The sequence below is a fragment of the Streptomyces sp. ICC4 genome (genome assembly GCF_003287915.1).
Taxonomy (GTDB): Bacteria; Actinomycetota; Actinomycetes; order Streptomycetales; family Streptomycetaceae; genus Streptomyces; species Streptomyces tritrimontium.
This window is the reverse complement of the sequence record NZ_CP030286.1, coordinates 3783390-3808065: the sequence shown is the minus strand read 5'-3', so window position 1 is coordinate 3808065 and position 24676 is coordinate 3783390. Positions and strand designations below refer to the sequence as shown.

Here is a 24676-nt window from a genome sequence, read left to right as displayed (position 1 = left end):
GGCCCGTGCCCGGTGTGGGGCACGGCCGGGTGGCCTGCGCCCGGAGTGCCGGGCGCGGGGCCTACTGGCGCTCGCGGACGGCGGCGGCGATGCCGGCCGGGGTCGGGACGTCGAAGAAGACGTCGAAGTCGACTTCCACACCGAGCGCGTCGCGGATCCGGGCGGCGATCTGGATCACCGTCAGCGAGTGCCCGCCGAGGTCGAACAGGTCGTCCTCCGGGCCGACATCGGGCAGGTTCAGCACCTCGGCCCAGATCCGGCGGACCGTTCCGGTCGTCTCGTCGCCGGGATCGGCGGGATCGGCGGGATCGCGGGGATCGGCGGCATCGGCGGGCCGTGGCGCCGGGGCCTCGCGTGGCGGTACCGGTAGGGCCCGCCGGTCCAACTTGCCGTTCGGGGTGAGCGGCAAGCGGTCCACGGTGAGCCAGCGCTGCGGCACCATCGCGGCCGGCAGCGTGCGCGTCAGGTGGTCGCGCAGGTCGGCGGGGGCGGGCGGCCGGGTGCCGGCGGCCGGGACCAGGTAGCCGGCCAGGAAGGGCTCGCCGTCCTCCTCGGTGCGGACGGCAACGGCTGCCTGGGCCAGGGCCGGGTGCTCCAGCAGGGCGGACTCGATCTCGCCGAGTTCGATCCGGTGGCCGCGGATCTTGACCTGGTCGTCGATCCGGCCGAGGAAGTCGAGTTCGCCGTCGGACGTCCGGACGGCGCGGTCCCCGGTGCGGTAGAGCCGGGCGTCGGGCGGGCCGAAGGGGCTCTGCACGAAGCGGTCGGCGGTGAGTTCGGGTCGGCCGAGGTAGCCGTGGGCGACGCCGTCCCCGCCGATCAGCAGCTCTCCGGGGATGCCGAGCGGGGTGGGGCGCAGCTGCTCGTCGACGACGTAGGTCTGGGTGTTGGCGATCGGGCGGCCGATCCTGACCTGCTCGGGATCGGCGGGGAGTTCGGCGCAGGTGGACCAGATGGTGGTCTCGGTGGGCCCGTAAACATTGAACAACCGGGCGGTGCGCGCGCGCAGTTCGCGGGCGAGCGGCAGTGGTAGCGCCTCGCCGCCGGCCAGTCCGGTGACGGCGGTGAGCGCGTCGGCGCCGGTCCCTGCCGTGAGCATCACCCGCCAGCCGGACGGGGTGGCCTGGACGTGGGTGACGCCCTCGGCGCCGATCAGTGCGAGCAGGCCGGGGCCGTCGACGGCGAGGCCGTCCGGGGCCAGGACCAGGCGGCCGCCGGTGATCAGCGGCAGGTAGAGCTCCAGCGCGGAGATGTCGAAGGAGAGCGAGGTCAAGCCGAGCCAGGCGTGCTGGGGGCCGGAGTCGAGCCGGTCGGCGAAGGAGGTGAGCAGGTTGACCAACGCCCGGTGGCCGACCTCGACGCCCTTGGGGCGGCCCGTGGAGCCGGAGGTGTAGAGGACGTACGCCACATCGCCCGGACCCGGGGCGGAGTCGAGGGCGGAGTCGGGGACGGTGTCGGGGGAGGCCCCGGCCGGGTCCTGCGCCGACGGCGCCGGGAGCCGTAGGACCGAGGGCGCGGCGGCGGCGACCGCGGGCGAAGGCTCGCGGTCGGCGAGCACCAGAGCGGCTCCGGAGTCGCGCAGGACGAGGGCGAGGCGCTCGGCCGGATAGCCGGGGTCCAGCGGCAGGTACGCCGCGCCGGTGGCGAGTACGCCGAGCAGCGCGGCGGGCAGGTCGGCGGTGCGGTCCAGGTGGAGGGCGACCAGGTCGCCGGGCCGGACGCCGTTGGCGCGCAGCGCTGCGGCCAACTCGTCTGTACGGGACAGTAGTTCCCGGTAGCTGAGGTGGCGGCCGTTGGCGCTGACCGCGATCGCCTCGGGGGTGGCGGCGGCCTGGGCGCGGACCAGGTCGAGCACGGTCCGGTCGGCCGGGTAGGGCCGGTCGGTGTCGTTCGGCGCGGTGGTGACGTCCCGGAGTTCGGCGGCGTCCATCAGCGGCAGGTCCACCAGCCGGGCGCCGGGCGCGGCGACCGCGCCGGCGAGCAGGGTGCTGTAGTGGCCGGCGATCCGGCGGGCGGCCTCCGGGGCGAGCACGGCCGGATCGTACTGGAGGCTGAAGTCGATGCCGCCGCCCGGGGTGCCGGGGGTACCGGGGGCTTCGACGATCTGGAGGTGGAGGGTGTTGCGGGCGGTGCGGTTGTGCACGGCCCAGGCGATCCGGGCACCGGTGTCGGCGAAGTCCGGGTCCGGGCCGCGCCGGCGGTAGCCGAGGGAGACCGCGGTCAGGCCGACGCGGGGGCCCAGTCCGGCGACGGCGCTCCCGAAGGGCACGCCGCGGTACGGGTAGCCGGCCCGCAGCTCGGCCCGGACGGCGGCGGCGAAGGCGGTGAAGGTCTGTGACGCATCGGCCGCAGGCGCGTGGACGGGCAGCTCATTGACGAACAGCCCTATTTCCCCGGTGAGTTCGGTGGTCCGGGTGGAGAGCGGGACGGACACCGGCACCGCTTCGCCGCCGTAGCGGCGCAGCAGCCCGTGCAGGGCCGAGAGCAGGAACTCGAAGACGGTGACGCCGCCGAGGGCGGCCGCGGCGGCCAACTCGCCCGCCTCGGAGCCGTCGAGGCGCCACTCGACCGCCTCACCGGGCCCGGCGATGGTCGGGGTGCGCGGCGCGCCGGGCAGTACCGGGTCGGTGGCGGCGGCCCAGCGCGGCCCGTACCACTCGGCGGCTCTCCGTACGGTGCCCGGCTCCGCGGTCGGATCGGTCGGCGCGGTCGATGCGGCGGGTGCAGTGGTCGCGGGCAGGGGCGCCGAGCAGCCGTACGCGGCTGCGAGGTCCCGGGTCAGGACGTCCTTGGAGTTGCCGTCGAAGACCGAGTGGTGGGCGGTGACGAGCAGTTCGGCGCTGCCGTCGGCGCGCCGGTGCAGGGTGAAGCGGCTGAGCGGGCCGGTCTCCAGGGCGAACGGACGAGCGGCCTCCTCCTCCAGTCGCTTCTCCAAGTCAGCCTCGTCCACGGGTGCTTCGAGCTGCACCAGTTCGGGCCGCTGTGCCGCGGGTTCCTGCCAGACCTGGCCGTCACGCTCCACAAGCCGGGCGGCGAGGGCCGGATGACGCCCGGTCACAGCTGTCACCGCGCGGGCCAGCGCCGCCGCGTCGATCCGGTCGAAGGAGATCCGCACCGGCATGTGGAACGCCTCGCGGGCCAGCCCCAGCCGATCGGTCAGCCAGACGCCCTGCTGGGCCGGCGAGGCCGGGATGCGGTCGGGCAGGGAGGGGACTTCGGACATCGGCGGCTCACTTAGGACGTCGGAGCAGGATGGACGAGCAGCACGGGTGAACGTGCGGACGCGGCATGGGCACGGGCCACCACACGTGTCGTGGCTTCAGACGCCAACGGCAGGCTGCGGCAACCGGGTTCGGAGTAGGTTCCGGCCATCGCGTGGCGTCCGGCCCACCCCCGGGGACCGGCCGACGGCCGTAAGCGGTCAGGTCCGCCGGATGCCCCGGGATCCCCCGGGGCATCTGGTGACTCGGGCCCCCGCCCGATGAAGACAATTGGTCCAGACCTGTCGAGAGATTCGCACAACCCCCATGTACCGTCAAGAGCCGTCCATAGCCCGGAATCAACCGCCATGTACACGCCGAGCTGTACCGACGTCCACCCAAACATCCGCAGGCATGATCATCTCTGACAGTTCGTCAACGTTTAACCGTCCGGGGGCAGATCAGCCGCAGCCCGGTCCTGCGGGAGGCCGAGGAGCAGGCCGCGGCCCTCGTCCGGGGCGTCTTCGCGGGCTTCGGCGGGGCGTCGACATACAGGACCGGCCGCTCGCCCGGGGCCGGGTCGAGGGCAGTGGTCTCGAAATGGGCGTTGCCGAGGCCGTCTGCGCCCGGCGGGGACACCGGCGGGGACATCAGCGGGGAGGTCGAGTGGCTCCGGGGCGTACGCCACACTGGGCGGGTGCTGGGAGACGGCGAGGGGTACGAACGCGACGGGTCCGCCTCCTTCGTGGGGCGGGCCGGTGAACTGGCCGCCCTGGACAGGGCGTTGCGGGGCGGCGGGCGGTACGGCCCGCCGCCGGGCGGCGGCGGGCGGCTGGTCACGCTGACCGGGCCGGGCGGAGTCGGCAAGAGCCGCCTGGCCCGGCACGCCGCCGACCGCATGGAGGCCGCCGGCCCCGCGGGCCCGTTCCCCGACGGGGTCCACTGGGCCGACCTCTCCCCGCTGCCCGACGAGCGGCTGCTCGCCGCCACTGTCGCCGACGCCCTCGACCTGGCCGACCACACCTCCCGCACCCTGGACGCGGCGGTGCGGGAGTGGATCGGCGAGCGCCGGCTGCTCCTCGTACTGGACTGCTGCGAACACCTGGTGACGGCCGCACGGGGCCTCGTGCGCGAGCTGCTCGACGCGGCCCCGCACCTCGTCGTGCTCGTCACCAGCAGGCAGTCGCTGGCCTTGGGGCGCGAACACGTCCTGGACATCGGCCCGTTGCCGCACGCAGTCGACCCCGGCGGGGCCGAGGAGGCCCTCGCGCTCTTCACCCGGCGGGCCGCCGCGGCCGCCCCCGGGCAGGCGCCCCCCTGGACGGAGGCCCGGCTCGCGGCCGCCCGGGCCGTCTGCGCCCGCCTCGAGGGGGTCCCCCTCGCGCTGGAACTCGCCGCCGCGCAGTTGACGGACCACACCGTCGAGGAGCTCGCCGCCCGGCTCGCCCGCAGGATCGGACGGCTGTCCACCGCCGCCCCCCTCCAGCCGCCCCGCCACCGCGCGCTGCGCACGGCCATCGGCTGGAGCCACGAGTGGTGCGAACCGCGCGAACGGCTGCTGTGGCTGCGGCTGTCCGTCTTCGGCGGATCCTTCGACGCGGCGGCCGCCCGCGCCGTCTGCTCGGCCGCCCCGCTCACCCAGGCGCAGGTCCCGCCGCTGCTGGAGGCCCTCGCCGCCAAATCCGTCGTGCGCCGGTGCGCGGACGGCTCGTACCGCATGCTGGACACGATCCGGGAGTACGGGGCCATGTGGCGCGAAGAGGCCGGCGAAGGCGAGGCGCTGCGCACCGCCCACGCCGCCCACTTCACCGACCTGGTCCGCGCGGCCGAGCGGGACTGGCTGGGACCCGCCCAAAGGCTCGGATACCGGCGCGTCGCGGCGGTGTACGGGGACCTGTGCGCGGCCCTCGACCACTGCCTGGCCACCGCCCCGGTCCTGGCCCTGGACCTGGCGGCCCGGGTCGGCTTCTACTGGGCCTGCTGCGGCCACCTGCACGCTTCCCGCGGCTACTTGGAGCGGGCCCTGGCCGCCGCACGGCCGGAGGACGTGGCCGCGCCGGTCCGCGCACGCGCCCTGTGGGCGCTCGGGGTGACCCTGCTGCTCCAGGGCGAGCAGGACCAGGCCCACCGGATCGCGGTCGGCTGCGAGGCCCTCGCCACCGGACTCGGGGCGCGCCCGGCGCTCGACGCCGCGTACCTGCTGGGCCTGAGCCACCTGCTGGCCGGGCGGCCGCTGGCCGCCCGGATCGTCTCGGACAACGCCCTGGAAGCCTTCCCCGGTTCTCCCTTCGACTCGGGGCCCCGGCTCCGCTGCCACCTCGTACGGGTCTTCGCACTCACCGGCATGGGCCTGCTCGGCGACGCCCGCGAGGAGGCGGAGCACTTGCGTTCGGGCTGCGCCCAGCGCGGGGAGCACTGGACCCGGGCCTACGCCGACTACCAGCTCGCCCTGATCTGTCTGTTCGAGAGCCGCCCCGCCGAGTCCGCCGTGCACGCCCGCGCGATGCTGGAGGGCAAACGGGAGCTGGGCGACAGCTTCGGCACCGCCCTCGGGCTCGACCTGCTCGCGGCGGCCCGGGCCGCGGGTGGCGACGGGGCGGGCGCGGCGCGCGCGTACGGCACGGGCCACGCCTACTGGCAGGCGGTCGGCCACCCGCAGCGCGGTACGCCCGAGCTGGCCTCCGTACGCGAGGAGTTCGAGCGCACCGCGCGCGGGGCACTGGGCGACCAGGCGTACGAGGCGGCCTTCCGGGAGGGCCTGCGGCACGGCCACACGCTGCGCACCCGCCCGCGGCCGTACGAGGACTGAGCGCGGGCGGTGTGGGTGGGAGCCGGGCCGGCCTACTCGGCGGGAGCGTCGGCGAGGCTGACGGCGGGGCAGCCGAAGAGCTCCGCGAGGACCCGGCGCTGGTGGTCCGTCAGCGGATTGACGAAGACGACCGCGTCGGCTCCGACGGCCTCCCGGAGCACCGTCACCTCACGGGCCTTCCCACCGCGGATGAGGGTCCGCGAGGAGAGCGGCCAGGACATCTTGCGCACGCCGCCGTCCGAGACGCCGCGGCGCTGGACGGCGCGGCCCAGGACCCGGATCCCCCGGGCGGCCAGCCCGGCGGCGGCCGCGTCCATGACCGTGGCGAAGTCCTTGCGCTTGCCGGAGAAGAAGCCGACGAGCACCACCCCCGCCCCTTCGGCCGGCAAGGACCCGGCCGGCCCCAGGGGGAGCGGGGAGGACGGGCGCCCGGCCCGCGGCCGGGCCGGGCGGCGGTCACGCGTGCGGGTCCGGTTCATGACCGGACCGTAGCCGGGCGCTCCGGCGGGGCGACAGCCGTTTTCCGCGGCAGCGGGCAGCGGGCAGCGGCAGCGAGACCGGGCCGGGGCCGGGCCGGGGCCCGGGTCAGGCTCAGGGCTGGTCGGGGAAGCTCGCGAAATAGCCGGCGGCCATGTCCTCGGCGCCGTGGCCCAGTTCGTCGGCACGGTGGAAACGGGCCCGCGCGGCGAGCGCCAGGTCCACCGAGATCCCGGCCGCCCCGGCGGCATCGGCGATCAGCCCGGTGTCCTTCTCGGCGCCGCGCACCGTGAAGCTCGGAGTGAAGTCCCGCTCCAGCACGGCCCGCATCTTGGCCTGGAGGTAGGGGCTGTCCATCGGCCCGCCCGTCACGACCCGCGCGAACAGTTCCGTGTCCACCCCGAGCCCCTCGGCCAGCGCCAGGGCCTCGCCCACGGCCGCCGTCACCGTGATCGCGTACCCGACCGTGGCCAGCTTCAGCCGGGTCGCCGCACCCGGCGCGTCCCCGACCGGCAGCACCTTGCTGCCGACGGCCGCGAAGACCGGGTCCAGCCGGGGGTCGGCCGGTCCGGAGACCAGTACCACCAGGGTTCCGGCCTCGGCGGGCTCGCGGGTGCCCTGCACCGGTGCGTCGACGAAGACGAGCCCGCGCTCCTGGGCGAAGACGGCCAGCTCCTCCAGCGAGGCCACGCCGACCGTGCCCATCTGCGCCCAGACCTGGCCGGCGGTGAGCCCCTCCTCGGCCGCGGCCATGGCCCGGGCCACCGCCGCGCCATCGGCCAGCATGGTGATCACCACCTCGGCCCCGGCCACCGCCTCGGCCGGGCTGTCGCAGACCGTCGCACCGTCGGCGGCCAGCGCGGCCGCCTTCTCCCTGGTCCGGTTCCACACGCGGACCTCGAGTCCGGCCTTGAGCAGGTTCCGGGCCATGCCCGACCCCATGATCCCGGTCCCCAGCAGTGCGACGGCGCTCACGGCTTCACTCCCATTCGGTCGTCCCTCGGGTGTTCCCCGGGGGACAGTCTCCACGGGTCCGGGGGCGATCACCCCATCCGAGGCGTTTCGGTCCGAATCCGGCGGGCTCCGTCGCGCCCGCCCGTACCACTCAGCCCGCCGGGGCCGTGCGGGGGGTGGTCTGCTGGACCGCCCAGCCGTTGCCGTCCGGATCGGAGAAGTAGACGAAGGAACCCCAGGGCAGGTCCTGGATCTCCGTCACCTCGATGCCGCGGCCCTTGAGGTCGGCGAACGCCTCCTCGATGTCCGCGACCACGACCTGCATGTTGTCCAGCGAGCCGGGGGTCATCCGGGTGAGGCCCTTGCCGATGGCGATCGAGCAGGCCGAGCCGGGCGGGGTCAGCTGGACGAAGCGGATGTCCTCGCTGACCGTGACGTCGTGGTCGGAGTGGAAGCCGACGCGCTCGTAGAAGGCCTTGGCGCGGTCGATGTCGGTGACCGGGACGGCGACCAGTTCCAGTTTGATGTCCATCGGCTGTTCCTGCTCCCAAGGGTGAGGACGAGGGGTGAGGGGTGAGGGGCGGGCAGTGAGGCCCTGCCGGCCATCATCCGCCGTGCGCGGCCGCCGCGCCGCCCGGCAGGGCTTGCGCCGACGACGTGTCCGACGGCGCGTCCTCCTGGGCGTCCTCCTGGGCGTCCGCCTGAGCGTCTTCCGGGGCGTCCGACGCGAACTGGGTGCGGTACAGCTCCTCGTACCGTCCGCCCATCGCCAGCAGCGCGGCGTGCGTGCCGCGTTCCACGATCCGCCCCTCCTCCACCACCAGGATCAGGTCCGCCGCCTGCACCGTCGACAGCCGGTGGGCGATCACCACGGCCGTGCGGCCCGCCAGGGCCTCGCCGAGGGCTTCCTGGACCGCCGCCTCCGAGGTGGAGTCCAGATGGGCCGTGGCCTCGTCCAGGATCACCACCCGCTGCCTGGCCAGCAGCAGCCGGGCGATGGTGAGCCGCTGGCGCTCCCCGCCGGACAGCCGGTAGCCGCGCTCGCCGACGACCGTGTCGAGCCCGTCCGGGAGCGAGGCCACGAGCCCGTCGAGGCGGGACCGGCGCAGGGCCTCCCAGATCTCGTCCTCTCCCGCCCCCGGGCGGGCCAGCAGCAGATTGGCCCGTACCGACTCGTGGAAGAGGTGGCCGTCCTGCGTGACCATGCCCAGCGTGTCGCGGATGGAGTCGGCCGTGAGGTCCCGTACGTCGATCCCGCCGAGGCGGACCGCACCCTCGTCCGTGTCGTACAGCCGCGGCAGCAGCTGCGCGATGGTCGACTTGCCGGCGCCCGACGAGCCGACCAGGGCGATCATCTGGCCGGGCTCGGCCCGGAAGGACACCTCGTGCAGCACCTGCGTGCCGCCCCGCGCGTCGAGGGTCGCGACCTCCTCCAGGGAGGCGAGCGAGACCTTGTCGGCCGAGGGATAGCCGAAGGAGACCCGGTCGAACTCCACCGCCACCGGCCCGTCCGGCACCCGGCGGGCGTCCGGCTTCTGGGAGATCAGCGGCTTCAGGTCGAGGATCTCGAAGACCCGCTCGAAGCTGACCATGGCGCTCATCACCTCCACCCGCGCCCCGGCGAGCGCGGTCAGCGGCGCGTACAGCCTGGTCAGCAGGAGGGCGAGGGCGACGACGGAGCCCGCGTCCAGGGAGCCGGCCAGGGCGTAGTGGCCGCCGAGTCCGTAGACGAGCGCCAGGGCCAGGGCGGAGACCAGGGTCAGGGCGGTGATGAAGGCCGACTGGGCCATCGCCGTGCGGATGCCGATGTCGCGCACCCGGGCCGCCCGCGCCGCGAACTCCGCCGACTCGTCGGCCGGCCGCCCGAACAGCTTCACCAGCGTGGCGCCCGGCGCGGAGAACCGTTCCGTCATCTGGGTGCCCATCGAGGCGTTCAGCGCCGAGGCCTCGCGCTGCATGCCCGCCATCCGCGCCCCCATCCGGCGGGCGGGCAGCACGAACACAGGCAGGAGCACGAGGGCCAGCAAGGTGATCTGCCAGGAGATGCCCAGCATCACGGTCAGGGTCAGCAGCAGGGTCACGGTATTGGCCACCACCCCCGAGAGGGTGTTGCTGAAGGCCCGCTGCGCACCGATCACGTCATTGTTGAGCCGGCTGACCAGCGCCCCGGTGCGGGTCCGGGTGAAGAACGCCACCGGCATCCGCTGGACGTGGTCGAAGACGGCTGTCCGCAGGTCCAGGATCAGGCCCTCCCCGAGGGTGGCCGACAGTCGGCGGACGAGCAGCCCGAGGCCCGCCTCCGCGACCGCGATCAGCGCGATGAGGAGGGCGAGGCGGGTGACCGTACCGCCTTCGCGGTCCTCGACGATCGTGGTGACCACCCGGCTGGCGAGCACCGGGGTGGCCACCGCGAGCAGGGCGGTCACCACGCTGAGCAGGAGGAAGAGCGTCAGCCCGCGGCGGTGCGGGCGGGCGAAGGCGGCGATCCGGCGCAGGCCGGCCCGCGAGAGCGGGCGGCGGTCCTGCTGGGCGTTGATCGCGCTGTGTAGCGAGGTCCAAGCGGTGACTTCCATGTCCATGTGCGGAACGCTACGACCTCAACCAAGCTTGAGGTCAAGGGATGGGGTGCGGCTCACTCTCCGCAGCGGTCAACTCCCGCTCGTACGGGGGATTTTCCGCGCCCTCGTACCTGTCGGTGCCCGGTGACATCATCGGTCCATGACGCAGGGATCAGAGTCCTCCACGCACTCCGGCCGGCGCACCGACGACACCGTCCTGTCCCGCTTCGAGCGCTGGGCGCGCGACACCCCGGGCGCCCAGGCCGTCGCCGCGGGCACCGGCAGCCTCACCTACGGCCAACTCGACGCCCTGGCCGACCGGTTGGCGCACGACTTGCTGAACTCCGGACTGCCCGACCGGGCCGTCGTCGCCGTGGCCGCCGGCCGGCGGGCCGAACTCCCCGTCGCCCTCCTCGCCGTCCTCAAGGCCGGCGCGGCCTACACCGTCATCGACGTCGAGAACCCCCGCTCCGGGCGGCTCCAACTCGCGGCCGCCGCACCCTTCGCGCTGCTCGCCGACGCCGCGGACCAGGCCCGCCTGGACGGCGTCGGCGACCTGCGGGTGATCCGCCTCGGTCCGCAGGACGCCGCGCCGGGCGGAGCGCCCGCCGATCGACCGGCCCGCACCGTGCGGGATCGCGTCCCGCGGGACGACACCGCCGCCGTCCTGTTCACCGCGGGCGCGGACCGGCGGGCCGTCCGCCTCGGCCACGACCGGCTCCTCGCCGCCCACGACGGCTGGGCCCGGGCGGCCGGGCTCACTCCCGAGGACCGGCACCTGATCACCGCCGCCCCGGACCTCACCGCCTTCGCCGCCGGATGGACGCGGGCCCTGTGCGAGGGCGCCGCCCTCGTCCTGCCCGAGGGCCCGCGTTGGACGGCCGAGTCCTTGCGCCGCGCGGTCGACACCGAGCGGGTCAGCGTCCTGCACACCGACCCGGGCACCGCCGCCCAGCTCCTGGTGCGCGACCGGGAGGCGGGCCTCGCCCGCACCCTGCACCGCCCGGACGACGGCCTGCGCTCGCTGCGCATGGTCACGGTCACCGGCGACCGCCTCTACCTCGACGAACAGTCCGCCCTGCTCGCCCGGCTGCGCTCCGGCGCCCGGCTGCTCAACGTCTACGGGCTCACCGAGACGGCGGGCACCGGAACCTGGTTCGAACTCCCGCAGCTGGCGGGCCCGCTGGACGGATCCGAGGAACTCGTGCTGCTCGGCACGCCCTTCCCCGGCTGCCACGCGACCGTGCGCGACGGGGAGATCCACCTCGGCACGCAGGGCGGTGACGCCGTCCCGACCGGAGACCTCGGGGCGCTGCGCCCCGACGGGCTGCTGGAGTTCCGAGGCCGCGTCCGCGACCGGATCACCGTCGACGGCCGCACCCTCGACCCGCACCCCCTCGAATCCGCGATCCGGTCGCACGAAGGGGTCGGCGGTGTGCTCCTGGCCCGCGTGGAGGGTGCCGGGCAGGGCAAGAACGCGCTGCCGGTGCTCGCCGCCTACCTCGCCCCGGGCGCGGAGGACGACACCTGGCCCCCGGGCACCGGACTCCCCGACGGCGGAGCGGTCCGCCGGCACCTGGCGGGAAGGCTCCCGGACGCCGAGATGCCCCGCACGGTGTTCCGGGTGCACCGGATTCCCCGGGACCGGGCCGGCCGCGAGCAGCGGACCGCCCTTCCCCTGCCCGCGATCCGGGCGCTGGGCGGGTCGACCTACGTCAGCAGCAAGTACCAGCCGCAGTCCACGGCCGGCGGGACGGCCGTGTTCGCGTTCTTCTGCGGGGTCGCGCTGCTCGTGCTGGGGGCCTTCGCCATGGCCTTGGCCTCGGTGCTCTGGCCGGGGTCCATGGACCTCACCGGCGTCCCGAACCCGTACGCGGCGCTCTTCTTCCTCCTCTACCTCTTCGAGTCCTGGGCCTTCGCCGCCGGCTTGCTCTTCCTGGTCGCCGGCCGCTCCCGGATGCGCCGCCACGGGCGCCGCGGTCCCCGCGTCACCGCCGCCGCCCACCTGGCGATCGTCTACCTGCTGGCCGCCTGGTGGCCGCAAGACAACTTCTACCGGCTCGCCGCCAAGCAGGACTGGCCCCAACAGGCGGCCCTCGTCTACGCCTTCAACATCCCGCTGATGATCGCCGCCGGGATCGTGGCGCTCTACGCGTCCCGCCCTCCGCTCAGCGCCTTCGACATGGACCAGGCCCCCGCGGACCAGGCCCCCGCGAACTGAGTTCCCGCGACCGAACCCCCGCGGACCGACCCTCCGCGGACCGAATCCCCGCGTCACAGGGGCGCCCGCTCGAACACCGCCCCGGCGGACAGCGCTTCGGCCCGCACCAGCCGGTCGGCCGCGTCCAGCGCCTCCCTGCCGGTCGCCGCCACCAGGGCGCCCATCCAGGGCGCCGGCTCGAAGGCGCCGGTCGGGATGGCCGGCACGAACACCGCCCCGATCGCGGCACACCGGCGGGCCAGGTGCTCGCACAGATCGTCGAACGCGGCCTCCGGCAGGCGGGCCCCCAGCTCCACCCGGTCGGCGATCCGCACGAGGTGCCCCGCACCCCGCAGCTCGTCGAGGCGGGCCGCCACCATGAAGGCGACGGAGGGTCCGGTCAGGCGCAGGTTGGTCTCGGTCGGGGCGAGCCGTCCCCCGCCGTCGGCGACGAAGTCGACGTCGAACCAGCCCCGGTAACCGGCGGCCGCCAGCTCCCGGCCCACCGCCTTCCCGAAGGCCAGCAGCGGCTCCTGCGCCCATCCGGGCACCACCCCCGGCCCCACCGTCGCCCCGCGGTACCCGCCGTCGGCCACGTCCATCACCGCCCCGCCGACCTCGTGCACCCGGCCCCGCGCGTCGACGAACCCGTCGTACGTGAGGTCCCGCGGCTCCGCCCGGTCCGCCGGGCCCGACACGTACTCCTCCACCAGCAGCGGTCCGCGCGGCAGCGCCCGCAGCACCGCCCGTGCGCCGCCGGCCGCGCGGACCCGCTCGGGGCCCACCACGGTGGTGCCCGAACCCCCGACGCCGTGCTCCGATTTGAGAACGGTGCTCTTCCCCGCCCGGGCCCGGGCCGCCAGCAGCCGGACAGCCGCCCGCCGGGTGTCCGCCCGCCACTGGGCGGGCAGCGTGATCGAGGGGTGCCCGCCCTCCGCGAGGATCCGGCCGAACAGTCCGTGCGCCGCCGACTTCGACTCGTACCGCAGCTCGTCCGGCCGCCAGGGCTTCCCCGCCAGCCGTGCGAAGGGCGCGGTCAGGCCCCACGGTACGAGCGGCGCCCCGGCCCCGGCCTCGCCCCCGGCCCCGGTGAGCCGTGCGGTCAGCGCCGGCCGGGACCGTACGGCGTCCGACAGGCCCGGGCCCCGCTCCGCGAGCCCGTCGTACACCTCCACCCCGGCGGGCCAGCCCAGTTGGCGCCCGACCAGGGCGATCCAGCCCGCCGGCACCGCGCGCGGCAGCACCAGGGCCGCCGGCCGCGGACTGTAGAAGGCGGCCAGGCAGGCGTAGTGGTGCGCGGCCCGCTGCCCGGGGTCCAGGGAGGCGTCGGCGAACTGCGCGTTGTACTCGGCGACGTTGCCCACGTGGACGGCGGCCGCGCCGCCCGTCCAGGCGTGGGCCCAGCCGGCCGGCGGCGCGGGCGCCACCTCGAACCGCACCAGCCCGCCGGGCCCGCCCGTACCGCCGCCGGCCGGGCCCCCGCCGGCCGGGACCCCGTCCGCCGCGGCCCCCTCCGCCGCGCCCACGGCCCGGTAGAACCCGGCGGCGTGCGGATCGGAGTCGATGAGCAGCCGGCGGAAACCGAGCCCGGCGGCGCGCCGCAGCACGTCCCGGTAGAGCAGCCGCCCCACGCCCCGGCCGATGGCGGCCGGCTCCACGAAGAGCAGCCCGAGCCGCCCGAGCGGGGGCTCGCCGTCCAGGGAGGCCAGCCCGAGCACCGGCGCTCCGCGGCCGTCGGCTCCGGCTCCGCCCTCGGCTACCACGATCCGGCGGCGCGCCTCGTCGCCGGGCGCGATCCGCAGCTCGGGCGCGCACGCGGCCAGGAACCCGGCGTCGTAGCCCCAGTGCGCCTTCGAGCGCATGACCAGCCCCGTCAGCGCCTCGGCCTCCGCGGGCAGCGCGGTCCTGAGCTTCGCCACTTCCTGACCTCCCCATGGTCCGGTGCCATGCCGTGCGATAGATTCGGCCACCGCGCCGACAGGCACGCGACGTACTTCCTACCCACCCGGAGACGGCTTCCCAATGAGCGACATCATCAACGGACTTGGCCGCACCACGGCATTCGGCGGCGTGGGTCTGGTGCTGCTCATCCTCGGCATCGTCCTCGTGGACGTGCTGACCCCCGGCAAACTGCCGAAGCAGATCTGGGAGGAGCGCAACCGCAACGCCTCCGTCCTGCTGTCCTCCGCGCTGCTCGGCATCGGCGGCATCGTCTTCACCTCGATCTGGACGACCTACGACGACTTCGGCAAGGGCCTGCTCTCCACGGCGGCGTTCGGCGTCCTCGGCCTCGTCCTGATGGGCGTGGCCTTCCTGGTGCTGGACCTGGTGACCCCGGGCAAGCTCGGCGTCATCGTGGTCGACCCGGAGCCGCACCCCGCGGTGTGGGTGACGGCCTCCTGCAACATCGCGGTGGCCGCGATCGTCGCCGCCTCCATCGCCTGACGGCGGTCCGCGGGCGGTTGACGACGGACAGCGAGAGCGCCGCTCCCCCCGGGGAGCGGCGCTCTCGTTTCGTGGCGGTGCACCGCGCCCGGCGCCCGCAGCTCCGGCGGCAGCCCTTACGCCGGCCCTTACGCCAGCCCCAGCGCGAAGACGGCGAACCCCGCCGACAGCACGCCCGCCGCCGTCCGGCGCACCGCCGTCGCCTTCGTCCACGGCTCCTCGAACCGCCGCGCGTACCGGGCGATGCCCACCAGCAGCGCCGCGAAGACCGGCATCCACGCCAGCCTGGCCGCGATCCACCCCAGGCTGTCCGGAGCCGTCGTCAGCCCCGCCAGCCCGCCCGCGAAGGAGCCCGGCACGGCGGCCGCCAGCATCGCCGTCTGGTGCCAGCACAGGATCGTCATCGCGCACAGGTTGATCACGACCACCGGTGCCCACAGCGCGGGCCGGGCCAGCAGCCGCCCCAGCCGGTCCCGCAGCAGGATCGCCGCCCCCGACTGGGCCGAGGCCAGCGCCAGGACGAGCAGCGACGGCGGATGCGAGTTGGTGCGGGCCTCGCCCGGCACGCCGACCATCGACGCCGGGTAGTGGAAGACCGCCAGCAGCACCGCGAACAGCACGCCCCCGCCCGCCAGCAGCAGCCACGCCCCGCGCCGTCCGATCCGCCCCTCGCCCCACGACACGCCCAGCTGGTAGGCGAACAGCCAGCCCGGGAGGATGTTCACCAGCGCCAGCCAGCCCGGCACCGAGTCCGCGAAGGGCCCGTAGCGCAGGAAGTCGACCACCGCGACCGAGCCGAGCAGCGGAGCCGCCGCCCAGCCGCCGAGCCGGCGGGCGGCCCGTACGCAGAAGGGGGTCAACGCGGTGACCGCCACGTACACCCCGACGAACCACAGCGGCTGGATCACCAGCGTGGCCCCGGTCCGCAGCGTGGCCTCGGGCACCCCGGCCGCGTACAGCACGGGCGCGGCCAGCGCCCACACCGCCGTGACCCCGAGGACCGGTCGCCCCAGCCGGGCGATCCGGCCCTTCAGCCACGCCCCCGTGGTGGCGGTGCGCCGCCGGAAGGAGAGCACCGAGGCGTAGCCCCCCACGAGGAAGAAGATCCCGAGCATCTGCAGCAGCCAGCTCGCCGGGGCCAGGGCGCCGAAGGCGGTGAGCGGACTGGCGTTGTGCAGGGCCCCGTCGGAGTCGAGGGTGAACCCGCCGAGCAGCCAGTGCCCGGTGGGGACGGCCAGCAGGGCCAGCGCCCGCAGTCCGTCGACGGCCCGGTCGCGGTGGGCCGGTGTCTTGGCGTCGATCCGACCGGCGGCGGCCCGTGCCGCGGCGAGGATGCCCGTGCCCGGCGCGCTCATCGGGTGTCTCCCGTCGCGATCGAGGCGAAGGCCTTCAGGGACTGGGTGCCGGGGGTGAGGTAGCCGGTGTGTCCGGCCACGTCGGCGGCGGGGACCCGGCGGGCGCCGAAGGCCGGCGAGGTGGGGTCGGCGCCGTGGCCGAGCCCGGCGAACTCCACGTTGGGCACGTCGGAGATCCAGTCGGAGGGTCCGCGCGCCGCCCATACGCGGGCTCCGGTGCGCAGCCCCGCGACGCTGTCGGCCCGCATTCCGGGAGATCCGAACGCGACGATGTCGGTGGCGTCCGTGTGCCGGGCGGCCAGTCCGCAGACCACCGAGCCGTAGCTGTGGCAGAAGAGCACCGGGTCGGGTGCGCCGACCGCGTCGAGCCCGTCGGTGAAGCGTGCGAGGCGGACCGCGCCCGCCTCGGCCAGCCGGCCCTGCGCCGTGTCCAGTCCCACGCCGACGGGCGTGGAGTAGCCGGTCCACGCGATGACGGCGGCCGCGTCCGAGGTGGCGGCCCGCAGCGAGCGGGCCATGCCCGCCGGGCCGGTGTACGCGGCCCGCCCGCGGTCGTAGGTGGTGGCGTCGTTGTCCGAACCCGGCACGACCACCGAGATGTGCGCGGCCCGCTCCAGGTCCCCGAACACCTCGGCGACCGTGCCCCGACCGCGCGGGTCGAAGGCCAGGATCTGCCGGCCGGGCGCGGCGAGCGAGGCGAAGCGGGCCTGGCCCGAGGCCAGGACGGCCAGCCGGTTGGCCTCGTACCTGAGGGGCGGCGGGGCCCCGTCCAGGTTGCCCACCACCAGCGGGTGGGACCGTACGAGGCCTTGGGCCCGCACGCCGTCCAGCGCGGCGAAGAACCGCGCGACCTCGCGCGGCGTCGCCCGTGCCGGATCCGGCAGCGGCTGCCCGGACACGGTGTCGGCCCGCCAGGCGGCGGCGCCGGGCGGCGGCCCGGTGACGGCCGTCTGGGCGTCGGCGGAGGCCCATCCCGCGGTCCCCGCGACGACGGCCGCCGCGAATGCGGCCGTGGTCAGTGTCCTTGCGAAGCGGCGCATGCCCCTTCTCCTCTCCTCGTGACGAGGAGGAAGGTAGGAAGGAGGTACCCGCGGGGGCGTCGGACCGTGGAGCCAAGTCGGATGTCATACCCCGGTAGGGGGTGGAGGAGAGAGCCGGGCCGCCGAGGCCGGAACGGAGGCCGGAGCGGAGGCCGGACCGAGTCCGGAACGGAGTCCGGAACGGAGGCCGGACCCGAGGCCCGGACCCGAGGCCCGGACCCGAGGCCCGGACCCGAGGCCCGGACCCGAGGCCCGGACCCGAGGCCCGGACCCGAGGTCAGGCCTTCGTGTCGCCCGGCCGCACCAGGCCCGCCTCGTAGGCGAAGATCACGGCCTGGGCCCGGTCCCGCAGGTCCAGCTTGCCCAGCACCCGACCGATGTGGGTCTTGACCGTCTGCTCGGCGAGCACCAGGTGCCCGGCGATCTCCTGGTTCGACAGCCCGCGCGCGATGAGCTCCAGTACCTCGGTCTCACGCGGGGTCAGCCCGTTCAGCCGCAGCGCCGGGTTCCCCCGCGCCGCCGGCCGCCGTTCGACGAAGTCCGCGATGAGCCGCCGGGTCACCGACGGCGCGAGCAGCGCGTCGCCCGAGGCGACCACCCGGACCGCCGCGATCAGGTCCGCCGGCGGGGCGTCCTTCAGCAGGAACCCGGAGGCCCCCGCGCGCAGGGCCTCGTACACGTAGTCGTCGATGTCGAAGGTGGTCAGCATCAGCACCTTCGGCCGGTGCACCACGCCCGGTGGCGGATCGAGGAGTTCACGGGCGGCGCTCAGCCCGTCCATCTCCGGCATTCGGACGTCCATCAGGACCACGTCGGGGTGGACGGTGCGCGAGACCTGGACGCCGGCCCGCCCGTCGGGCGCCTCGCCCACCACGTCGATGTCGGCCTGCGCCGACAGCAGCGCGGCGAACCCCGCCCGCACCATGGCCTGGTCGTCGACGATGATCACGCGGATGGTCAACTCTGTTCCTCTGCCGGGGTGTCCAGGGGTAGGCGGGCGGCGACCCGGAAGCCGCCGTCGGGCAGCGGACCGGTGTCCAGCGTCCCGCCCGTCAACCGTACGCGCTCGCGCATCCCCACCAGACCGTGCCCGGTGCCCGAGGTCTCCAGCGCCACCACCGCGTCCCGCGCCGGGCCGTTGACCACGAGCACGAGGACCTCTTCGGCGTCGAAGGTCACCGACACCCGGGTCGGCGCCCCCGGCGCGTGCCGCACCACATTGGCGAGGGCTTCCTGCACGATCCGGTACGCGGACAGGTCCACGGCCGGGGACGCCGCCTCCGCCGCCCCCGCGGCCAGCGCCAACTCCACCGGCTGCCCCGCCCGTACGGTCGCCTCCACCAGCTGCTGGAGCCGGCCGATCCCGGGCTGCGGGGCCCGGTCGCCACCGCCCGCCTCGTCCCCGCGCAGCACCGTCAGCAGCCGCCGCATCTCGCCCAGCGACTCGCGGGCGCTCGCCGCGATCGCGGCGAACTCCTCCCGCACCGGCTCCGCCATGCCGGGCAGCCGGTAGGGCGCGGAGTCGGCCTGCACCGTGATCACCGACATGTGGTGGGCGACCACGTCGTGCAACTCGCGGGCGATCCGGGCCCGTTCCTCCAGCAGGGTGCGCCGGGCCCGCTCGGCCTCGCTGATGCTCTCCTGCTCCGCGATCTTCTGCCGGGCGTCGCCGAGCCCGCGCAGTGCTCCCGTCAGCGCGAGCACGACACCGGCCAGCACGAACAGCAGGGCGACGGTGTTGGTCGCCCCGTCCGGGTGGAAGGCGCTCAGCAGCGCCCCCACCACCCCGGTCACCAGCCACACCCCGACCAGGGTCCGGATGGACTCGCGCAGCCCCAGACAGGCCATCAGCACCAGGTAGCCGATGATCACCATCGGCGTCCACGGCCAGGAGTGCCCGGACACCTCGTCGGCCCCGGTCAGCACGACGGCCCCGACGGTGTCCGCGAACAGGACCATGCCCCACGCGGGCAGCGGCCGGGTCACGGCGAGCATCAGCGGCACGGTCTGGGCCACGGCCAGGGCGCCGGCCCAGCCGCCGCCCGCCTTGTAGTCGTTGGTCAGCACCACGATCGTCACCGGCAGCAGTGACATCACGCACGCGGCGGTCACGGCGTACGGAAGCATCCGCTGCCAGGCCCTGGGCGCCTGCGCGAACAGCGGCTCGGCGGCCCGCGCGGGCGTGCGCAGCGCCACCGCGAACGCGCGCGGAGCCCGGGCGGCGGCGCCGGAGGCGGCGGCGACGGCCGCTTTGGCGGCGGCCGCGGATCGGGATCGGGATCGGGATCGTTCGCTCATGATCGGTCCAGCCTATGCGCCCCCGGCGACCCGTTCCGGTCACAGCAGTAGACGGCCTAGGAGGCGGCTCCGGCCCGCCGGGCGAGGGCCTCGCGCAGCCGGGTGAGCCGCTCGATCTGCGCGTCGAGCACGGCGAGCCGGTGCCCGACGACCCCGCCGGAGCCACAGGCCGGCGGCGGATCGGCCGCGAGCAGGTGCAGCCGGTCGGCGACGCCGCGCAGATCCTCCACGGTGAACCCGTGGGCCAGCAGATCGCGGATGATCCGGATCCTGGCCACGTCCGCGGCCCCGTACTCCCGCTGGCCGGCGGGGCTGCGCCCCTGCGGGACGAGCAGCCCGCGCTGTTCGTAGAACCGCAGGGCCCTGGGCGTGGTCCCCGCTGCCGCCGCCGCTTCACCGATCCGCATCCCGCGCCACTCCCCGCCCTACCCCCGCAACTCCACCACAACGGCACCGAAGTGCCGTCCTTCGACCAACTCCTGCAACGCCCGCGGAGCCGAATCGATGCCCGGGATCCGCACGTGCGGGAACCGGATGTCGCCGGCGCGCAGCCAGGCGCCGAAGCGCCCGGTCCACTCCTCCTCCACGTCCGGGTGGTCCGCTCCGCTGTACCCGCGCAGCGAGATGCCCTTGACGACCAGGCGGAAGGCGTCGATCTCCACCGGCGCGCTGCCCCCGGCCCGGCCCGCGGCCAGCTGCCCGGAGAGCGCGCCGACGAGCGCGAAGCGCGCGCCCTGCCGGGCGGCGCCGACGGCCGCGGCCAGTTGCTCGCCGCCCACCGTGTCCAGCAGTACGTCGATCCCCCCGGGCGCGGCCCCGGCGAGCCGCTCCGCGAACGGCCGCGCGGCGCCCCGCAGGACGACCGCGTCGTAGCCCAGTTCGGCGACGAGTCGTTCGGCCTTGTCCGGGGACCCGGTGGTGCCGATCACCCGGCCCGCACCCAGCAGCCGGGCCGTCTGGCCCGCCAGCGTGCCCACCGCGCCGGCCGCACCGGTGACCAGGACGCTGTCCCCGGGGCGGATCGCGGCGAGCCGGGTCAGCGCGCCGTACGGGGCCGACCCCTGGGCGAGGTGCGCGACGGGATCGGGCAGCGCGTCGCCCAGCGGGGTGCAGCCGGCCGCGGCCACCAGGGCGTACTCCCGCCAGCCGAGCATGTGCGAGACGAGCTCGCCGGGACGCAACGGGCTGTCGGCCGGCGCGGCGAGGACCTCGCCGACGGCGGGCCCGACCAGCGGGTCACCTCATCGGGCTCCTCGGCACGGCGTGGCCGGCGGCACGAGCGGGCGGCCACCGGGTGGGTGCGCCGACGCCAAACCCTGACCCGCACGTCAGGGTCAAGCCCGCGTGCGGTGCTCCGCGGGGCCCCTGACACGGGCGGCATAGACTGCGCCCGGCCGAGATGATCACGGGAGCGGCGGGGGAGCGGGCACACATGGGCGGGGCAGCCGCACTCGAGAAGCTGATACCGGTCGTACTGGCCTTCGGTGCCGGGGTGCTGCTCGCGCGTCGCAAGGCGGTGCCCGCCGAGGCCTCCAAGGCCTTCGCCGACTACGCCTTCCTCTTCGCCGTCCCGTGCTACCTGTTCGGCAACATCTACACCGCTGACCTCGGCGCCCTCTTCGACTGGCGGGCCATCGGCGGCTACGCGGCCGCCGCCGGCCTCGCGGTCGCGGCCGTCGCCGCCGCCACGGCACTGGCCGGACTGCGGGAGCCGCGCGCCGTGGCGCTGCGGGTGATGGCCGGGGTCCAGGTCAACACCGCCTACTTCGCGGTCCCCGTCTTCATCACCTTCTTCGGGACGGCGGCGCCGATCTTCCCGGTCCTGCTCTTCCAGGTGTGCGTCCTGTCGCTCGTGGTCATCTCCATCATGGAACTGGGCCGCGGCGGCCCGGGCGCCGGCAGCACCGGACAGCGCCTCGCCCGGGCCGTCGGCTCCTCGCTGGTCACCCCGCTGGTGCTCGCCTGCAACGCCGGGATCCTGCTCAACCTGCTCTCCGTGCGCGTGCCCGGAGCCGTCCTGGACGGGGCCGCCTTCGTCGGTGACAGCGCCTCCCCGGTGGCGCTCTTCGCCCTCGGCCTCCACCTCGGCGGCATCGGCCTCGGCCTCCGGGGCACCACGCGCGAGGAACTGGCGCTCATCGGCTTCAAATGCGTGCTCTTCCCGCTGCTGGCCTGGGCGGTGTGCGGGGGGCTGTTCGGGGTCCGGGGCGACTGGCTCACCTACCTCGTGCTGATCGCCGCGATGCCGACGCCGCAGAACACCTTCATCTTCGCCCAGCGCTACGACGTGGGCGTGGACCTCTCCGCCGCCGTCGTGATCAAGAGCTCCCTGGTGTCCCTCCTGCTGCTCCCCCTGTGGCTGCAGGCCGTGCCGCGGTAGACCCCGGCCGCCGATCCGCCGGGGGACCGTCGTTCCCCCGGCGGGCTCCGCTCGTTGACCGGGCATGGAGCTGCCGATCATCGCGGCGCCCGGCGTCGGGGAACGGGCCGACGCCGTGGCCGATGCCGCCTGCCACCTCTACGACACGATCGCGCCCTGGGGGCACGCCGCGCCCGGCGGCTGGAGCCGCGGCGCCGCCGAGGACGCCGCCGAGGCCATCGAGACGGCCGCGCACGCCCTGGCCCACGCCCACCCGCGCGCCGAGGTCATCCTCGGGCCGGTCCACACCGCCCTCGCCGACCTGCGCCGCCAGCTCGGCCTCGCCCCCGCCGAGCCGCTGACCGCGCAGGGGCTGCCGGAGACCCCGCGCACGGTGGGCAACCCGCGCCGCACCCGCTGGGTGCGGGTGCTCACGCCACCCGCGCCCCGGCGAGAGCCGTCTCGTACAACTTCCTGATCTCGGGGCCGAAGTAGGAGCTGTAGGAGGTGTCGGGGGTGTCCCCGCCCGTCTTCCAGCCGCCGATGACCCCGACCACGTCGCCCGTCTCGGTCCGCTCGTCGTAGCCGGTCAGGAACGGACCGCCGCTGGTCCCGCCCGGATAGCCGGTGCAGTCGATCCGCAGGAACGATCCCGGGATCCCCGGATCGGCGCTGGTGAACTTCGTCGTCCGGTTCACGCACAGCCGCGGCCGGGCCGCCGCGGCCGGATAGCCGATCAGCGACACCTTCTTGTGCGCGTACGCGGCTCCGGTGACCAGCCGGTTGCCGCCCACGACGTCCTCCACCGGGAACCCGTCGGCATCGGGGCCGACCTGGGCGAAGGCCACGTCGAGGGTGGCGCCCCGGTCCGCGCCGAGCTGCCGGTAGCGCGGATCGATCCACACCTTGGAGCGGCCTGCGGAGTCGCGCAGAATGGGGAACATCCCGTACGGCTGCGGGTTCCCGGCCGTGTACTGCGGTACGAAGGCCACCTGCCGGGCGTCGGTCCCCAGCAGGCAGTGCGCCGCGCTGAGCACCAGGTCGCGGCCGGGGGAGGCGACCACGCTCGCGGTGCAGAAGTACGCGCCGCCGCCCTTCATGACGAACATCCGCCCGACGACCGGGATCCCGTCGAAGTCCTGTCCGGTCCCGTCGCCCGCCGCCGGGGCGCCGCCGCGGGTGACCGGGACGGCGGACGCCATCCGGTCGGGGGTCCAGAAGGACTCCGCCTCCCGGGCCGACCACCGGCCGGCCGGAGCCGGGGCAGGGGCCAGGGCCGGGGCCGGGGCGTTCCCGGCCTCGGCGACGGGCAGCGGCCCGCCGGGGAGCAGCAGGCCGGCCGTCATGGCCGCCACCGTCAACACTCGTCGCACGTCGGTCTCCTTACACAGCCTGCGGGAAGCGGAAGAGCCGGTCGGGGTCGTAGGCGCGCCGGACCTCCTCGAGGCGGGCCAGATTCGGCCCGTAGTAGGCATCGCGCCAGCCGGCCAGCTTCGGGTCGGCGTAGTTCTGGTACGCGGACCCGCTCGCCCAGGGCCGCAGGTCCTGCCAGAGCGAGTCGAGCCAGCCCTGGTGCCGGCCGATGTCGGCCGCCGTCGCCGGAGCCGGCCAGTAGGCGAGGTACTGCGCGAGGAAGCCGGCGGAGCGGTGCGCGAAGGCGGTGGCGGTGGGCGCGGTCCGGTTGAGGGCGCCGCCGCACACACCGTCGAACTGGACCACTCCGAAACCGCCGCGCGGCACGCTCCCGGCGTAGCGCCCCACGGCCGCGAGCACCGCCGCCACGGCCGGCTCCGTCAGCCCGCGGGGGGCCCAGAAGTCCGAGCGGGCGGCGTAGGAGTCGCGGCCGAGGCGCCCCCGGGGGTCGTGTCCGGGCAGGGTGCCGGGGAGCCGGCACTCGGCGGGGCCCAGGTCGAGGCAGCCCGACATGGCCCGGACGGTGTCCCCGTGGCTCCGCACCACGGTCCAGCTGTCCCGCGGCGGCCGCCCGGCCAGGTCGGACAGGCGGGTCAGCTGCCGCTCCAGCTCACCGCGCCCGCCCTCCAGGCAGAGCACCCGCAGCGCCGGTGCACCGACCGGGCCGCCGTCGACGGTGAACTCCACCTGGCTCCAGAACGGGTCCGGGAGCGCCGCGAGCCAGCGCTGCCAGCCGCGCAGGACGGCGGCCGAGTCGGCCGGGGCCCAGTGCAGCTCGGCGAACGCGCAGTCGCCGACGGGATGGGCGAGGAAGCGGAAGCCGGTGACCACGCCGAAGTTGCCGCCCCCGCCGCCGCGCAGGGCCCAGAACAGCGCCGGGTCGTCGTCGGCGCCGACCTCGCGGACCGTCCCGTCGGGGGTCACGACGGTCGCCCCGGTGAGCCGGTCGCAGGTGGCGCCGTGGAACCGGGAGGCCAGGCCCAGCCCGCCGCCGAGGGTGAGCCCGGCGATGCCGACGGAGGGGCACAGCCCGGCCGGCACGGCCAGGCCCCGGGCGGCGAGGGCGGCGTTCACCTCGCCGAGCCGGGCGCCCGCGCCGATCCGCACGTCGGTTCCGGAGGCGGAGACCTCCGCCATGGCCCCCGCGTCGATCACGAGCCCGCCCTCGCGGGTGGACCAGCCGGCGTAGCCGTGTCCGCCGCCGCGCGGCACCACGGGGACGGCCGAGCGCCGGGCGAAGTCCAGGCAGGCGGCCACGTCGCCCGGGTGCGCGGGGTAGGCCACCGCGCCCGGCCGAACCGTGTCGTAGCGGGGCTGGAAGAGCCTGCGGGCTTCGGCGTAGTCCGGGTCGGCCGCCGTCACCACCCGGCCGTCGAGGGAGCGGGCCAGCGCGCCGAAGTCCGGGTCCCGAGCGCGCCGGCCCGCCGCGCCGAGGGAGGCGAGTGCGCCGGCGGCGCCGGCCGCGAGGACCTGGCGGCGGTGGAGGCTCATCCCTCCTTCCTGCCACCGCCGTGCCCGTTCGGGGCGAAGGCGGGCCCACGGGGGCCGAGTTGCCCCCCGAACGGCCC

19 protein-coding genes are annotated in these 24676 nt (G+C 75.5%); 5 read left to right on the top strand and 14 right to left on the bottom strand.

The window, feature by feature from the left end:
- Positions 1-61 precede the first annotated feature (61 nt).
- Entirely contained in the window at positions 62-3223 is a 3162-nt protein-coding gene (locus DRB89_RS17685; protein WP_112463333.1) for a non-ribosomal peptide synthetase, read from the bottom strand.
- A 674-nt stretch (positions 3224-3897) separates the two neighbouring features.
- On the opposite strand from DRB89_RS17685, the gene DRB89_RS17680 reads away from it, so the two are divergent.
- Positions 3898-6009: an NB-ARC domain-containing protein gene (locus DRB89_RS17680; RefSeq protein WP_239516202.1), complete on the top strand. Its 2112-nt coding sequence runs from the start codon at positions 3898-3900 to the stop codon at positions 6007-6009.
- Between the two features lie 32 nt (positions 6010-6041).
- On the opposite strand, the gene DRB89_RS44595 is transcribed toward DRB89_RS17680, so the two are convergent.
- The 4 genes from DRB89_RS44595 to DRB89_RS17660 all read right to left on the bottom strand — a co-directional run bounded on the left by DRB89_RS44595 (position 6042) and on the right by DRB89_RS17660 (position 10019).
- Positions 6042-6488: a hypothetical protein gene (locus DRB89_RS44595; RefSeq protein ID WP_239516201.1), complete on the bottom strand. Its 447-nt coding sequence runs from the start codon at positions 6486-6488 to the stop codon at positions 6042-6044.
- Between the two features lie 112 nt (positions 6489-6600).
- A complete protein-coding gene (locus DRB89_RS17670) occupies positions 6601-7461 on the bottom strand; it encodes an NAD(P)-dependent oxidoreductase (protein ID WP_112451926.1) in 861 nt (286 codons plus the stop codon).
- A 130-nt stretch (positions 7462-7591) separates the two neighbouring features.
- Positions 7592-7972: a VOC family protein gene (locus DRB89_RS17665; RefSeq protein ID WP_112451925.1), complete on the bottom strand. Its 381-nt coding sequence runs from the start codon at positions 7970-7972 to the stop codon at positions 7592-7594.
- Between the two features lie 73 nt (positions 7973-8045).
- Positions 8046-10019, bottom strand: a complete 1974-nt coding sequence (locus tag DRB89_RS17660; protein ID WP_239516200.1) for an ABC transporter ATP-binding protein — start codon at positions 10017-10019, stop codon at positions 8046-8048.
- A gap of 139 nt (positions 10020-10158) precedes the next feature.
- On the opposite strand from DRB89_RS17660, the gene DRB89_RS17655 reads away from it, so the two are divergent.
- Positions 10159-12219, top strand: a complete 2061-nt coding sequence (locus DRB89_RS17655; RefSeq protein ID WP_112451924.1) for an AMP-binding protein — start codon at positions 10159-10161, stop codon at positions 12217-12219.
- A 53-nt stretch (positions 12220-12272) separates the two neighbouring features.
- Here DRB89_RS17655 and DRB89_RS44590 read toward each other — a convergent pair whose 3' ends face one another.
- Positions 12273-14117, bottom strand: a complete 1845-nt coding sequence (locus DRB89_RS44590) for a GNAT family N-acetyltransferase (protein ID WP_239516199.1) — start codon at positions 14115-14117, stop codon at positions 12273-12275.
- A 103-nt stretch (positions 14118-14220) separates the two neighbouring features.
- Here DRB89_RS44590 and DRB89_RS17645 point away from each other — a divergent pair, with 103 nt between their 5' ends.
- The gene (locus tag DRB89_RS17645; RefSeq protein WP_112450635.1) at positions 14221-14643 is read left to right on the top strand and encodes a DUF350 domain-containing protein; all 423 of its coding nucleotides are present in this window, start codon (positions 14221-14223) and stop codon (positions 14641-14643) included.
- A gap of 128 nt (positions 14644-14771) precedes the next feature.
- Here DRB89_RS17645 and DRB89_RS17640 read toward each other — a convergent pair whose 3' ends face one another.
- The 6 genes from DRB89_RS17640 to DRB89_RS17615 form a co-directional block, all read right to left on the bottom strand.
- Positions 14772-15998, bottom strand: coding sequence for an acyltransferase (locus DRB89_RS17640; protein WP_112450634.1), 1227 nt, complete (start codon positions 15996-15998; stop codon positions 14772-14774).
- Positions 15995-17038: an alpha/beta hydrolase gene (locus tag DRB89_RS17635; protein WP_112450633.1), complete on the bottom strand. Its 1044-nt coding sequence runs from the start codon at positions 17036-17038 to the stop codon at positions 15995-15997. Before DRB89_RS17635 ends, DRB89_RS17640 begins: the two co-directional genes overlap by 4 nt.
- 277 nt (positions 17039-17315) lie before the next feature.
- Positions 17316-17999: a response regulator transcription factor gene (locus DRB89_RS17630; RefSeq protein ID WP_112450632.1), complete on the bottom strand. Its 684-nt coding sequence runs from the start codon at positions 17997-17999 to the stop codon at positions 17316-17318.
- Positions 17996-19336, bottom strand: a complete 1341-nt coding sequence (locus DRB89_RS17625; RefSeq protein ID WP_112450631.1) for a sensor histidine kinase — start codon at positions 19334-19336, stop codon at positions 17996-17998. Before DRB89_RS17625 ends, DRB89_RS17630 begins: the two co-directional genes overlap by 4 nt.
- Positions 19337-19392: 56 nt before the next feature.
- Entirely contained in the window at positions 19393-19743 is a 351-nt protein-coding gene (locus tag DRB89_RS17620) for a MerR family transcriptional regulator (RefSeq protein ID WP_112450630.1), read from the bottom strand.
- An 18-nt stretch (positions 19744-19761) separates the two neighbouring features.
- A complete protein-coding gene (locus tag DRB89_RS17615) occupies positions 19762-20517 on the bottom strand; it encodes an NADP-dependent oxidoreductase (protein WP_343234825.1) in 756 nt (251 codons plus the stop codon).
- A gap of 218 nt (positions 20518-20735) precedes the next feature.
- Between DRB89_RS17615 and DRB89_RS17610 the strand changes: the two genes are divergently transcribed.
- Positions 20736-21716 (top strand): AEC family transporter, encoded by a 981-nt coding sequence (locus DRB89_RS17610; protein ID WP_239516198.1) that lies wholly within the window; start codon positions 20736-20738, stop codon positions 21714-21716.
- A gap of 64 nt (positions 21717-21780) precedes the next feature.
- Positions 21781-22173 (top strand): hypothetical protein, encoded by a 393-nt coding sequence (locus tag DRB89_RS17605; RefSeq protein WP_112450628.1) that lies wholly within the window; start codon positions 21781-21783, stop codon positions 22171-22173.
- Here DRB89_RS17605 and DRB89_RS17600 read toward each other — a convergent pair.
- Both DRB89_RS17600 and DRB89_RS17595 read right to left on the bottom strand, forming a co-directional pair.
- Positions 22127-23068, bottom strand: a complete 942-nt coding sequence (locus DRB89_RS17600) for a trypsin-like peptidase domain-containing protein (protein ID WP_162688622.1) — start codon at positions 23066-23068, stop codon at positions 22127-22129. The two genes, DRB89_RS17605 and DRB89_RS17600, sit on opposite strands and share 47 nt — an antisense overlap.
- A gap of 10 nt (positions 23069-23078) precedes the next feature.
- On the bottom strand, positions 23079-24599 hold the full coding sequence (locus DRB89_RS17595) for an FAD-binding oxidoreductase (protein WP_112463332.1): 1521 nt from the start codon (positions 24597-24599) through the stop codon (positions 23079-23081).
- Between the last annotated feature and the right edge of the window lie 77 nt (positions 24600-24676).